Source organism: Burkholderia sp. Z1 (genome assembly GCF_014893795.1).
GTDB classification, from domain to species: domain Bacteria; phylum Pseudomonadota; class Gammaproteobacteria; order Burkholderiales; family Burkholderiaceae; genus Burkholderia; species Burkholderia theae.
In genome coordinates this window covers 309,629-323,907 of record NZ_JACFYL010000001.1, presented here as the reverse complement: position 1 = coordinate 323,907, position 14,279 = coordinate 309,629, and the positions used below count along the sequence as shown (strand labels likewise).

6 protein-coding genes are annotated in these 14,279 nt (G+C 61.9%); all 6 read right to left on the bottom strand.

Annotated elements, in window-relative coordinates; all coding sequences use genetic code 11:
* Positions 1-13 precede the first annotated feature (13 nt).
* A complete protein-coding gene (gene fusA / locus H3H55_RS01430) occupies positions 14-2,116 on the bottom strand; it encodes an elongation factor G (protein ID WP_047899581.1) in 2,103 nt (700 codons plus the stop codon).
* Positions 2,117-2,238: 122 nt separating this feature from the next.
* On the bottom strand, positions 2,239-2,709 hold the full coding sequence (gene rpsG, locus H3H55_RS01425) for a 30S ribosomal protein S7 (RefSeq protein ID WP_006477195.1): 471 nt from the start codon (positions 2,707-2,709) through the stop codon (positions 2,239-2,241).
* Between the two features lie 172 nt (positions 2,710-2,881).
* Entirely contained in the window at positions 2,882-3,262 is a 381-nt protein-coding gene (rpsL, locus tag H3H55_RS01420; RefSeq protein ID WP_006400662.1) for a 30S ribosomal protein S12, read from the bottom strand.
* A gap of 227 nt (positions 3,263-3,489) precedes the next feature.
* Complete coding sequence (gene recQ / locus H3H55_RS01415; protein WP_129513517.1) at positions 3,490-5,337, bottom strand: DNA helicase RecQ; 1,848 nt, start codon at positions 5,335-5,337, stop codon at positions 3,490-3,492.
* Positions 5,338-5,580: 243 nt separating this feature from the next.
* Positions 5,581-9,828, bottom strand: coding sequence for a DNA-directed RNA polymerase subunit beta' (gene rpoC, locus H3H55_RS01410; protein ID WP_129513516.1), 4,248 nt, complete (start codon positions 9,826-9,828; stop codon positions 5,581-5,583).
* Positions 9,829-9,849: 21 nt separating this feature from the next.
* Complete coding sequence (gene rpoB / locus H3H55_RS01405) at positions 9,850-13,956, bottom strand: DNA-directed RNA polymerase subunit beta (RefSeq protein ID WP_129513515.1); 4,107 nt, start codon at positions 13,954-13,956, stop codon at positions 9,850-9,852.
* Positions 13,957-14,279: the final 323 nt, after the last annotated feature.

Sequence of the window (14,279 nt, the reverse complement as noted above, 5' to 3'; positions counted from 1 at the left end):
TTGTGATAGCGAATTACTTCGACTTCGCGCTGATGATCGCTTCGGCAACGTTCTTCGGAGCTTCAGCGTAGTGCTTGAACTCCATCGTGTACGTTGCGCGACCTTGCGTCAGCGAACGCAGCGACGTGGAGTAGCCGAACATTTCCGACAACGGCACTTCGGCGCGCACGATCTTGCCGCCGCCAACCATGTCATCCATGCCCTGGATGATGCCGCGGCGACCCGACAGGTCACCCATCACGTTACCCATGAAGTCTTCCGGCGTTTCCACTTCCACGGCCATCATCGGCTCGAGCAGAACCGGATCAGCGCGGCGCATTGCTTCCTTGAACGCCATCGAACCGGCCATGCGGAACGCATTTTCGTTCGAGTCGACGTCGTGGTACGAACCGAACGTCAGCGTGACCTTCACGTCGACAACCGGGAAGCCTGCCAGCACGCCGCTCTTCAGCGTTTCCTGGATACCCTTGTCAACCGACGGAATGTATTCGCGCGGAATCACGCCGCCCTTGATCGCGTCGATGAACTCGTAGCCCTTGCCCAGTTCGCTGCGCTCGAGCGTAATGACTGCGTGACCATACTGACCACGGCCGCCCGACTGCTTGACGAACTTGCCTTCGACGTCCGCGGCCGACTTGCGAATGGTTTCGCGGTATGCCACCTGCGGCTTGCCGACGGTCGCTTCCACGCCGAATTCACGCTTCATCCGGTCGACGAGAATTTCGAGGTGGAGCTCGCCCATGCCCGAAATGATCGTTTGACCCGATTCTTCGTCGGTCTGCACGCGGAACGACGGATCTTCCTGAGCAAGACGGTTGAGCGCCAGGCCCATCTTTTCCTGGTCAGCCTTCGTCTTCGGCTCGACCGCCTGCGAAATCACCGGCTCCGGGAAAATCATGCGCTCGAGCACGATCGGATGTGCCGGATCGCACAGCGTGTCGCCCGTGGTCGCTTCCTTCAGGCCGACCGCAGCAGCGATGTCGCCTGCGCGAACTTCCTTGATTTCTTCGCGCTGGTTCGCGTGCATCTGCAGAATACGGCCGAGACGTTCCTTCTTGTCCTTGGTCGCATTGAGCAGCGTGTCACCCGAATTGACGACGCCCGAGTAGACGCGGAAGAAGATCAGCTGGCCGACGAACGGGTCGGTCATGATCTTGAACGCGAGTGCCGCGAACTTCTCGTCGTCGGCAGCACGGCGCTCCGTCTTCTCGCCGTTTTCGAGTTCGCCCGTAACCGGCGGAATATCGACCGGCGACGGCAGGAAATCGATCACGGCGTCGAGCATACGCTGCACGCCCTTGTTCTTGAACGCGGTACCGCACAGCATCGGCTGGATTTCGCACGCGATCGTACGGTCACGCAGACCCTTCACGATCTCGGCTTCCGACAGCTCGCCTGCTTCCAGGTACTTGTTCATCAGGTCTTCGTTCGACTCTGCAGCCGCCTCGACCATCTTTTCGCGCCATTCGTTGCACGTGTCGGCGAGTTCCGCCGGGATGTCCACGTAGTCGAACTTGGTGCCTTGCGACGCCTCGTCCCAAATGATCGCCTTCATCTTGATCAGGTCGACGACGCCCTTGAAGCCTTCTTCCGCGCCGATCGGCACCACGACCGGAACCGGGTTTGCCTTCAGGCGCAGACGGAGCTGGTCATAGACCTTGAAGAAGTTCGCGCCGGTACGGTCCATCTTGTTGACGAACGCGAGACGCGGCACCTTGTACTTGTTCGCCTGGCGCCACACCGTTTCCGACTGCGGCTGCACGCCGCCCACTGCGCAGTACACCATGCACGCGCCGTCGAGCACGCGCATCGAACGTTCCACTTCGATCGTGAAGTCGACGTGGCCCGGGGTGTCGATGATGTTGATGCGGTGTTCCGGATAGTTGCCGCCCATGCCCTTCCAGAAGGCCGTGGTAGCAGCGGACGTGATCGTGATGCCACGCTCCTGTTCCTGCTCCATCCAGTCCATCGTGGCTGCGCCGTCGTGGACTTCACCGATCTTGTGGTTCACACCGGTGTAAAACAGAATGCGCTCGGTCGTCGTCGTTTTGCCGGCGTCGATGTGAGCGCTAATACCGATATTGCGGTAGCGCTCGATAGGAGTCTTGCGAGCCACTTTGATCCTCTACTGGGATGGCGCGACGCAGCCCTGCTGCATCGCGCTTCAACACAAACGGGCGAGGCGCCTGAAAAGCGCACCCGCCCGGAATTTATTTCCGAAAAAGCCCAGCCAGGCGCTTAGAAACGGAAATGCGAGAACGCGCGGTTGGCTTCTGCCATGCGGTGAACTTCGTCGCGCTTCTTCATCGCGCCGCCACGGCCTTCGGCCGCTTCGGAGAGTTCACCTGCCAGGCGCAGAGCCATCGACTTCTCGCTGCGCTTCTTCGCAGCCTCACGCAGCCAGCGCATCGCCAATGCCATACGACGCGACGGGCGCACTTCGACCGGAACTTGATAGTTGGCACCACCAACGCGACGGCTCTTCACTTCGACCACCGGCTTCACGTTGTTGAGCGCAACCGTGAACACTTCCAGCGGGTCCTTGCCACCCTTGGTCTGGATCTGTTCGAATGCGCCATAAACGATGCGTTCTGCGACCGACTTCTTGCCGGACAGCATCAGCATGTTCATGAACTTGGCTACATCAACGTTACCGAACTTCGGATCCGGCAACACTTCCCGCTTGGGGACTTCGCGACGACGCGGCATGATTCTTCCTTTACTTGTTCAGTTGGAGCTGGATCCAGCCCCGCGGCCACCAACAAACCCGATCACATCTTCAAGACTAACCAGCTTGGCCGGGTGACCACTTACTCGACAGCACCGGCAATCCGGCACTCCCGCCTCGACCGCCCTACGGCGATCCTTGATCAAAAACTGCTTACTTCGCAGCCTTTGCACGCTTCGCGCCGTACTTCGAGCGCGCTTGCTTACGATCCTTGACGCCCTGGGTATCCAGCGAGCCGCGAACCATGTGGTAACGCACACCCGGCAAGTCCTTCACACGGCCGCCGCGGATCAGCACAACCGAGTGTTCCTGCAGGTTGTGGCCTTCACCGCCGATGTACGAAATCACTTCGAAGCCGTTCGTCAGACGAACCTTGGCGACCTTACGGAGTGCCGAGTTCGGCTTCTTCGGCGTCGTCGTGTACACACGGGTGCACACGCCGCGACGCTGGGGGCAGTCCTGCAAGGCCGGGCTCTTGCTCTTCGTCGTTTCCGACTGACGGCCTTTGCGAACCAGTTGGTTGATGGTTGGCATTGTTTATTCCTGAAATTGAACAAAATCCGCGCATCGATTTCGGGCAAAGCGAGAATCGACGCACAGTTGACTTCCGGGCCGGCGAAACGGACGCGAACCTTGGAACGCGACCTGACCCACCGAATACCGGAACCCAGCATAATATTCCGGAAATACCAACCAAGTCAACGGCTTGCGTGATTTACTGGGCAGCCGCGTGGTTTACCGGAAGGGTCGGAACACCTGTGTCAGGCCGATTCGACCACGTCGATGATCTCGTCGCCGAAGCGCTCGAGCTTGCGCACGCCCATGCCGGGGATATGGCGCAGGTCGTCGATCGACTCCGGTGCGTTGCGCGCGATTTCCGCGAGCGTCGCGTCGTGGAAGATCACGTAGGCCGGCACGCCGTCCGTCTTCGCGGTTTCCGCGCGCCACGCGCGCAGCGCATCCCACCGTGCGCGCTCCCGCGTGCCCATGCCGGCCGTCGGATCGACGCGCGTGCCGCTGCGGCTCGACGACTGACGGGTGCGTTGCGGCTTCACGTAGCGGCGCAGCGTGACCTTTTCCTCGTTCTTCAGCACGGGCTTCGCGGCCTCGGTCAGCACGAGCGCGCCGAAGCCGCCGTGATCGACGGCCAGGTAGCCGTACGCGACCAGCTGCCGGAAAATCGCGCGCCATTCGGGTTCCGACAGCGACGCGCCGATCCCGAACGTCGTGAGCTGGTCGTGGCCGCGCTGCAACACTTTCTCGGTACGCCCGCCGCGCAGGATCTCGATCAGGTGGCTGGAGCCGAAATTGAAGCCGCTCGCGCGCTGCGCGCGGAACACGCACGACAGCGCCATCTGCGCCTCGCGCGTTGCGTCCCACGAATCGGGCGGCTCGAGGCACGTGTCGCAGTTGCCGCACGGCCGGCTCTCTTCGCCGAAGTAGTTCAGCAGCCGCACGCGGCGGCACGAGATCGTCTCGCACAGCCCGAGCAGCGCGTCGAGCTTCGACGTCTGAACGCGCTTGTGGGCGTCGTCCGCATCGGACTCCTCGATCATCTTGCGTTGCTGGACGACGTCGCCGAGGCCATACGCCATCCACGCATTCGCCGGCATCCCGTCGCGGCCCGCGCGGCCCGTTTCCTGGTAGTAGCCTTCGACGCTCTTCGGCAGGTCCAGGTGCGCGACGAAGCGCACGTCGGGTTTGTCGATGCCCATGCCGAATGCGATCGTCGCGCACATCACGACACCTTCCTCGCGCTGGAACATTTCCTGGTGCTTCTGCCGCACCTCGAACTCCATGCCCGCGTGATAAGGCAGCGCGCGCACGCCCTGCGCCTTCAGCCACTCGGCCGTTTCCTCGACCTTACGGCGCGACAGGCAATAGACGACGCCTGCATCCGTCGTGCCGTCGGCGTTCGTGTGTTCGGCGCGGATGAAGTCGAGCAGTTGCGAACGCGCGTTGTCCTTTTCGACGATCCGGTAGCGGATGTTCGGGCGATCGAAGCTCGATATGAACACGCGCGCGTCGTCGAGCGCGAGACGATGGATGATCTCGTCGCGCGTGATTTCGTCGGCGGTGGCAGTCAGCGCGATGCGCGGCACCGACGGGAACCGCTCGTGCAGCACCGACAGCTGGATGTATTCCGGACGGAAATCGTGCCCCCATTGCGACACGCAGTGCGCTTCGTCGATCGCGAACAGGCCGATCTTCGCGCGTTCGAGCAACTCGAGGAACCGCCCCGTCATCAGCCGTTCGGGCGCGACGTACAGCAGGTCGATCTCGCCTTCGCGCAGCGCGCGCTCGGTCGCCGCGGCTTCGGCGCCCGACAGCGTCGAATTCAGGTATGCCGCGCGCACGCCGACTTCACGCAGCGCGGCGACCTGATCCTGCATCAGCGCGATCAGCGGCGACACGACGATGCCGGCACCCTGCCCGGTCTCGCGGCGCAGCAGCGCCGGAATCTGGTAGCACAGTGACTTGCCGCCGCCGGTGGGCATCAGCACGAGACAATCGCCGCCGCTGGCGACGTGTTCGACGATCTCGCCCTGCTGGCCGCGAAATGCGGAATAACCAAAAACTTCGTCGAGAATTTCGAGGGCGCGGGACATGAATGAGAACGAGGACGGCAGAACGATGACCGCAAGTTTAACAACCCGCTCGCACGACGCGTGGCGAATCGTGCAATGTTGGCCAATCGGACAGGGTTCGTTCCCGTGCATGACGCGCCTGCAGCGGCCTGAGCCGGCGTTGCGCAGGCGCGTCATGCACGGGAACGACGGATAAAAAAAACCGCCCGGCAGAACCGGGCGGTTTCGATGACAGCGAGGCGAGGCGGCTCGCGCCGCCCGCGCTTACTCGGCTGCCGGGTGCTGTTGCGGCTCTTCGGCTGCCGGCGCGCTCGGCGTGCCGAAGTCGAACGCTTCTTCCGCTGCGATCTGGTCGAAACGCTCGCGATCCGACGATTCCTTCGCCTTGCGTGCCTTGTGGAACGCGAGACCCGTACCGGCCGGAATCAGACGGCCGACGATCACGTTTTCCTTCAGGCCACGCAGATCGTCGCGCTTGCCCATGATCGCCGCTTCGGTCAGCACGCGGGTCGTTTCCTGGAACGATGCCGCGGAGATGAACGAGTCGGTCGACAGCGATGCCTTCGTGATACCGAGCAGCACGTTGTCGTACGAAGCCGGACGCTTGTCCTCGGCGATCATGCGATCGTTCTCGTCCAGCATGTCGGAACGCTCGACCTGTTCGCCCGGGATGAAGCGCGTATCGCCGTTGTCGGTGATCTGCACACGACGCAGCATCTGGCGAACGATCACCTCGATGTGCTTGTCGTTGATCTTCACGCCCTGCAGACGATACACGTCCTGCACTTCGTCGACGATGTAGCGCGACAGCGCCTCGATACCCTGCAGACGCAGGATGTCGTGCGGATCGGCCGGACCGTCCACGATCATTTCGCCCTTGTTGACGACCTGAGCATCGTGGACCAGCACCTGCTTTTCCTTCGCGATCAGGAACTCGTGCTGATTGCCCTCGAGATCCGTGATGACGAGACGCTGCTTGCCCTTCGTGTCCTTACCGAACGACGTCGTGCCGGTGACTTCCGCCAGAATGCCGGCATCCTTCGGCGAACGCGCTTCGAACAGTTCCGCCACCCGCGGCAGACCGCCGGTAATGTCACGCGTCTTCTGCGCTTCGGTCGGGATACGTGCGAGCACTTCACCGACCTGCACCTGCTGGCCATCCTTCACGGTGATCAGTGCGCCGACCTGGAAGCCGATCTGCACTGCGTGCTCCGTGCCCGGAATCTTGACTTCGTCGCCGTTCGCGTCGAGCAGCTTCACCTGCGGACGCACGCTCTTCGAAGCCTGCGAACCGCGACGCTTCACGTCGATCACGACCAGCGTCGACAGGCCGGTCACGTCGTCGATCTGCTTCGCGACCGTCACGCCTTCCTCGACGTTCTCGAACTTCACCGTACCACCGTACTCGGTGATGATCGGACGCGTCAGCGGATCCCACGTGGCGAGCTGCGTGCCGGCCTTGATGGTTGCGCCGTCGAGCTGCAGCAGCGTCGCGCCGTACGGCACTTTGTGACGCTCGCGCTCACGACCGAAGTCGTCGGTGATCATCGCTTCGCCCGAACGGGAAATGACGATCTGCTCGCCCTTCGCGTTCGTGACGTAGCGCATCGTGGCCGTGAAGCGCACGATACCGTTGCTCTTCGCTTCAACCGACGAAGCCACTGCCGCACGCGATGCCGCACCACCGATGTGGAACGTACGCATCGTCAGCTGCGTGCCCGGTTCGCCGATCGACTGTGCCGCGATCACGCCGACTGCTTCGCCGACGTTGACCGACGAGCCACGGCCCAGGTCGCGACCATAGCAGGCTGCGCACAGACCGTAGCGCGTTTCGCAAGTCAGCGGCGTACGCACGCGCACTTCGTCGATGCCGAGGCGTTCGATTTCTTCGACCGCGTCTTCGTCGAGCAACGTGCCCGTTTCGTACAGCGTTTCCTGCGTTTCCGGATTGACGACGTCAGCCACCGTCACGCGACCGAGGATACGGTCACGCAGCGCTTCGACGACTTCACCGCCTTCGACCAACGCCTTCATGGCGACGCCGTTGGACGTACCGCAATCGTCCTCGACCACCACCAGATCCTGCGTGACGTCGACCAGACGACGCGTCAGGTAACCCGAGTTCGCGGTCTTCAGTGCCGTATCAGCCAGACCCTTACGTGCACCGTGGGTCGAGATGAAGTACTGCAACACGTTCAGGCCTTCACGGAAGTTCGCGGTAATCGGCGTCTCGATAATCGAGCCGTCCGGCTTCGCCATCAGGCCACGCATACCGGCCAGCTGACGAATCTGCACCGCCGAACCCCGGGCGCCCGAGTCGGCCATCATGTAGATCGAGTTGAACGACTCCTGGCGCGTCTCGTTGCCGTCGCGGTCCGTCACCGGCTCCGTCGACAGCTGCTCCATCATCGCCTTGCCGACCGCTTCCGACGTCGCCGACCAGATGTCGACCACGTTGTTGTAGCGTTCTTGCGACGTGACGAGACCCGACATGTACTGGCGGTCGTATTCCTTCACCTTCTTCGCGGCGTCGCCGACGATCGTTTCCTTCTGCGGCGGCACGAGCATGTCGTCCACGCAGATCGAAATGCCGGCGCGCGTCGCGAGACGGAAACCCGACTGCATCAGCTGGTCGGCGAACACCACCGTCGCACGCAGACCGCACTTGCGGAACGCCGTGTTGATCAGGCGCGAGATTTCCTTCTTCTTCAGCGGCTTGTTCAGCACCGAGAACGGCAGGCCGTGCGGCAGGATCTCCGACAGGATCGCGCGGCCGACGGTCGTCGCGTACAGCGAGATCTTCGGTACGAATTCCGGCGCGCCTTCCGACTTGTCTTCGTTGCGGACCATTTCGGTGATCCGCACGTTGACGCGAGATGCGAGCTCGACTTCCTTGTTCTCGTACGCGCGGATCGCTTCCGACACGCCCGTGAACGACAGGCCTTCGCCCTTGCCGTTGATCGCTTCGCGGGTCGCATAGTACAGACCCAGCACGATATCCTGCGACGGCACGATCGACGGATCGCCGTTGGCCGGGAACAGCACGTTGTTCGACGCAAGCATCAGCGTGCGCGCTTCCATCTGCGCTTCGAGCGACAGCGGCACGTGAACGGCCATCTGGTCACCGTCGAAGTCGGCGTTGAACGCCGCGCAGACGAGCGGGTGCAGCTGAATTGCCTTGCCTTCGATCAGCACGGGCTCGAACGCCTGGATACCGAGACGGTGCAGCGTCGGCGCACGGTTCAGCATCACCGGGTGCTCGCGGATCACCTCTTCGAGGATGTCCCACACCACCGGCGTCTGGTTCTCGACTTCCTTCTTCGCAGCCTTGATGGTCGTCGCGACGCCCATCACTTCCAGCTTGTTGAAGATGAACGGCTTGAACAGCTCGAGCGCCATCAGCTTCGGCAGACCGCACTGGTGCAGCTTCAGCGTCGGGCCGACCACGATGACCGAACGGCCCGAGTAGTCGACGCGCTTGCCCAGCAGGTTCTGACGGAAACGACCGCCCTTGCCCTTGATCATGTCGGCGAGCGACTTCAGCGGACGCTTGTTCGCGCCCGTCATCGCCTTGCCGCGACGACCGTTGTCGAGCAGCGAGTCGACGGCTTCCTGCAGCATCCGCTTTTCGTTGCGGACGATGATTTCAGGCGCCTTCAGCTCGAGCAGACGCTTCAACCGGTTGTTACGGTTGATCACGCGGCGATACAGGTCGTTCAGGTCCGACGTCGCGAAACGGCCGCCGTCCAGCGGCACGAGCGGACGCAGTTCCGGCGGCAGCACCGGCAGCACTTCGAGGATCATCCACTCGGGCTTGATGCCCGAGCGCTGGAATGCCTCGAGGACCTTCAGGCGCTTCGCGTACTTCTTGATCTTCGCTTCCGAGCCGGTGTTCTTCAGCTCGGTGCGCAGCGTCTCGACCTGCTCGTCGATGTTGATCGCGCGCAGCAGTTCACGCACGCCTTCCGCGCCCATCTCGGCACGGAATTCGTCGCCGTATTCCTCGACCTTGTTGTAGTAATCCTCTTCGGTCATGATCTGCCGCGCCTTCAGCGGCGTCATGCCCGGTTCGATCACCACATATGCTTCGAAGTACAGCACGCGTTCGATGTCGCGCAGCGTCATGTCGAGCACCATGCCCAGACGCGACGGCAGCGACTTCAGGAACCAGATGTGCGCGACCGGCGAGGCCAGTTCGATGTGGCCCATGCGTTCGCGACGCACCTTCGCCAGCGTCACTTCGACGCCGCACTTCTCGCAGATCACGCCGCGGTGCTTCAGACGCTTGTACTTGCCGCACAGGCACTCGTAGTCCTTGATCGGCCCGAAGATCTTCGCGCAGAAGAGACCATCGCGTTCCGGCTTGAACGTACGGTAGTTGATGGTCTCCGGCTTCTTCACTTCGCCGAACGACCACGAACGGATCTTGTCAGGCGAAGCCAGACCGATCTTGATCGCGTCGAAAACTTCTTCCTGTTGGACTTGCTTGAATAGATCGAGCAGAGCTTTCATTGCTTTCTCTCCGTAGTCCGATTAATTGCGGTCGAGATCGATGTCGATACCGAGCGAGCGGATTTCCTTCACGAGCACGTTGAAGGATTCCGGCATGCCTGCATCGATGACGTGATCACCCTTGACCAGGTTCTCATAGACCTTGGTCCGGCCGTTCACGTCGTCCGACTTCACCGTCAGCATTTCCTGCAGCACGTAGGACGCGCCGTACGCTTCGAGTGCCCACACTTCCATTTCACCGAAACGCTGGCCACCGAACTGTGCCTTGCCGCCCAGCGGCTGCTGCGTGACGAGCGAGTACGGGCCCGTCGAACGCGCGTGCATCTTGTCGTCGACCAAGTGGTGCAGCTTCAGGTAGTGCATGTAGCCAAGCGTCACGCGACGTTCGAACATTTCACCCGTGCGGCCGTCGTACAGACGGACCTGGTTCTTCGACGGGTTCATGCCGAGCTGTTCCGCGATGTCGTCCGGGAAGGCCAGATTGAGCATCTTGCCCATTTCTTCCTCGGTCGCACCGTCGAACACCGGCGTTGCGAACGGCACGCCTTCACGCAGGTTCCGCGCGAGTTCGAGGATCTCGTCGTCGGTGAAGCTTTCCAGATCTTCCTGGCGGCCCGACTCGTTGTAGATCTTCGTCAGGAACACGCGCATTTCCTCGATCTTCGCCTGACGCTGCAGCATTTCGCCGATACGCCAGCCGAGACCCTTCGCGGCCCAGCCGAGGTGCACTTCCAGAACCTGACCCACGTTCATCCGCGACGGCACGCCGAGCGGGTTCAGCACGACGTCTGCCGGACGGCCATCGGCCATGTACGGCATGTCTTCGATCGGGACGATCTTCGACACGACACCCTTGTTACCGTGACGGCCTGCCATCTTGTCGCCAGGCTGCAGACGGCGCTTCACCGCGAGGTACACCTTGACCATCTTCAGCACGCCCGGCGGCAGTTCGTCGCCTTGCGTGAGCTTCTTGCGCTTCTCTTCGAACGCGAGGTCGAACTGGTGACGCTTTTCCTCGATCGAGTTCTTGATCGCTTCGAGCTGCGCCGCTGCCTCGTCGTCCGCCAGGCGGATGTCGAACCAGTGGTAGTGGTCGAGGTCTTCCAGGTAAGCCTGGTCGATCTTCGTGCCCTTCGCGAGCTTCTTCGGACCGCCGTTCGCGACCTTGCCCACGAGCATGCGCGCGAGACGCTGGAACGCGTCGCCTTCCACGATGCGCAGCTGGTCGTTCAGGTCGAGACGGTAGCGCTTCAGTTCATCGTCGATGATCTGTTGCGCACGCTTGTCGCGCTGGATGCCTTCACGCGTGAACACCTGGACGTCGATCACGGTACCGCTCATGCCCGACGGCACGCGCAGCGACGTGTCCTTCACGTCCGATGCCTTCTCGCCGAAGATCGCGCGCAGCAGCTTCTCTTCCGGCGTCAGCTGGGTCTCGCCCTTCGGCGTGACCTTGCCGACCATCACGTCGCCCGCTTCGACTTCCGCACCGATGTACACGATGCCCGATTCGTCGAGACGGCCGAGCTGGACTTCCGCCAGGTTCGAGATGTCGCGCGTGATTTCTTCCGGCCCGAGCTTCGTGTCGCGTGCAACGACGTTCAGCTCTTCGATGTGGATCGACGTGTAGCGATCGTCGGCCACGACCTTCTCCGAGATCAGGATCGAATCCTCGAAGTTGTAGCCGTTCCACGGCATGAACGCGATCAGCATGTTCTGGCCGAGCGCGAGCTCGCCCAGGTCCGTCGAGGCGCCGTCGGCCAGCACGTCGCCGCGCGAGACCTTGTCGCCCATCTTCACGATCGGACGCTGGTTGATGTTCGTGTTCTGGTTCGAACGCGTGTACTTGATCAGGTTGTAGATGTCGACACCGACTTCACCTGCGACCGCTTCGTCGTCGTTCACGCGAATCACGATACGGCCTGCGTCGACATAGTCGACGACGCCGCCGCGGAACGCCTGAACCGTCGTGCCCGAGTCGACCGCACAAGTGCGCTCGATGCCCGTACCGACGACCGGCTTTTCCGGACGCAGACACGGCACGGCCTGACGCTGCATGTTCGAGCCCATCAGTGCACGGTTCGCATCGTCGTGCTCGAGGAACGGAATCAGCGAGGCTGCAACCGACACGATCTGCGACGGCGCCACGTCCATGTACTGGATACGGTCCGGCGTGACCATCATCGTTTCGCCGGCTTCACGCGACGACACGAGTTCGTCGATCAGCTGACCGTTCTCGTCGATCGCGGCGTTCGCCTGCGCGATCATGTAGCGGCCTTCCTCGATCGCCGACAGGTAGTCGATCTGGTCGGTCACCTTGCTGTCCACGACCTTGCGGTACGGCGTCTCGAGGAAGCCATACTCGTTCAGGTGCGCATACAGTGCGAGCGAGTTGATCAGGCCGATGTTCGGACCTTCCGGCGTTTCGATCGGGCACACGCGGCCATAGTGGGTCGGGTGCACGTCGCGGACTTCAAAGCCTGCGCGCTCGCGCGTCAGACCGCCCGGGCCCAGTGCGGAAACACGGCGCTTGTGCGTGATTTCCGACAGCGGGTTGGTCTGGTCCATGAACTGCGAAAGCTGCGACGAACCGAAGAACTCGCGAATCGCCGACGAAATCGGCTTCGAGTTGATCAGGTCGTGCGGCATCAGGTTTTCGCTTTCGGCCTGGCCGAGGCGTTCCTTGACCGCGCGCTCGACACGCACGAGACCTGCGCGGAACTGGTTTTCCGCCAGTTCGCCGACGCAACGCACACGACGGTTGCCGAGGTGGTCGATATCGTCCACTTCGCCCTTGCCGTTGCGCAGCTCGACGAGGATCTTGATCGTCGCGAGAATGTCGTCGTCCTGCAGCGTCATCGGGCCGGTGATCTCGTCACGGCTGACGCGGCGGTTGAACTTCATGCGGCCGACCTTCGACAGGTCGTACGCTTCTTCGCTGTAGAACAGACGATTGAACAGTGCCTCGACCGCTTCTTCGGTCGGCGGCTCGCCCGGACGCATCATGCGGTAGATCGCGATGCGCGCAGCGGTGCGGTCGGTCGTTTCGTCGACACGCAGCGTCGACGAGATGTACGGGCCCTGGTCCAGATCGTTCGTGTAGAGCGTCTGGATGTCCTTGATGCCCGCTTCGCGCAGCTTCTCGAGCACGCTTTCCGTGACTTCGTCGTTCGCGCTCGCGATCACTTCGCCGGTATCGCCGTCGACGACGTTCTTCGCCAGCACGCGGCCGAGCAGATAGTCTTCCGGCACCGAGATGAACTTGGTCTTCGCGGCTTCGAGGTCGCGAATGTGCTTCGCGTTGATCCGCTTGTCCTTCTGGACGATGACCTTGCCGTCGCGATCCGTGATGTCGAAACGCGCGACTTCACCGCGCAGGCGCTCGGGCACGAACTCGAGTTGCGCGCCTTCGTCCATCAGCGTGAAGTTGTCGAAAACGAAGAAGTTCGCGAGGATCTGTTCCGGCGTAAGGCCGATGGCCTTCAGCAGGATCGTGACCGGCATCTTGCGGCGACGGTCGACGCGGAAGTACAGGATGTCCTTCGGATCGAATTCGAAGTCGAGCCACGAGCCGCGGTACGGAATGATCCGTGCCGAGAACAGCAGCTTGCCCGAGCTGTGCGTCTTGCCCTTGTCGTGTTCGAAGAACACGCCCGGCGAACGGTGCAGCTGCGAGACGATGACACGCTCGGTGCCGTTGATGACGAACGAGCCCGTCGGCGTCATGAGCGGAATTTCGCCCATGTACACTTCCTGCTCCTTCACTTCCTTGACGACCGGCTTGTTCGGCGATTCCTTGTCGAGGATGACAAGGCGGACCTTCGCGCGCAGCGCGGAGCAGTACGTCAGGCCACGCTGCTGGCATTCCTTGATGTTGAATGCCGGCGAGGACAGCGCATAGCTCACGAACTCGAGGCGCGCGAAACCGTTGTGCGAAACAATGGGAAATACCGATGTGAAGGCGGCCTGCAAACCTTCAGGCTTGCGTTGCGTCGCCAGCACATCGGCTTGCAGAAACGTGCTGAATGATTCAAGCTGGGTAGCCAGCAAGAACGGAACTTGGTGAACGATGGGGCGCTTCGCGAAACTCTTGCGAATGCGCTTCTTCTCGGTGAAGGAATATTGCATACGATCTCCGAATCACGGCGGGTGCTATCGAGGCGGAATACCTGGACGTTTCAAACCCGAGTGTTCACCGACTGAGACCCGATGGCCGTCCGACGGCTTGAACGAGCCGAGAAGCTTGGTGGTTGGCCGCTACCAACCGCTGGCTGACGGCAGCGGATGCCTGTGTTGCCCGCTACCCGACCAAACTTGCCTTCTGCAGTCGCTTCAGAAGACAAAGAGAAACGCCAATCGTGACCAATGACAACGATTAGACGGTTATCTTTGGCTTCTGGGGCCAATTATTCGGGCTCCCGAATGAGTGCCAGAATAACGTCCCCACAAAG

Coding starts and splice junctions, on each gene's coding strand:
- rpsG (WP_006477195.1), bottom strand. CDS start 2,709: ATGCCGCGTCGTCGCGAAGTCCCCAAGCGGGAAGTGTTGCCGGATCCG.
- rpsL (WP_006400662.1), bottom strand. CDS start 3,262: ATGCCAACCATCAACCAACTGGTTCGCAAAGGCCGTCAGTCGGAAACG.
- recQ (WP_129513517.1), bottom strand. CDS start 5,337: ATGTCCCGCGCCCTCGAAATTCTCGACGAAGTTTTTGGTTATTCCGCA.
- rpoC (WP_129513516.1), bottom strand. CDS start 9,828: ATGAAAGCTCTGCTCGATCTATTCAAGCAAGTCCAACAGGAAGAAGTT.
- rpoB (WP_129513515.1), bottom strand. CDS start 13,956: ATGCAATATTCCTTCACCGAGAAGAAGCGCATTCGCAAGAGTTTCGCG.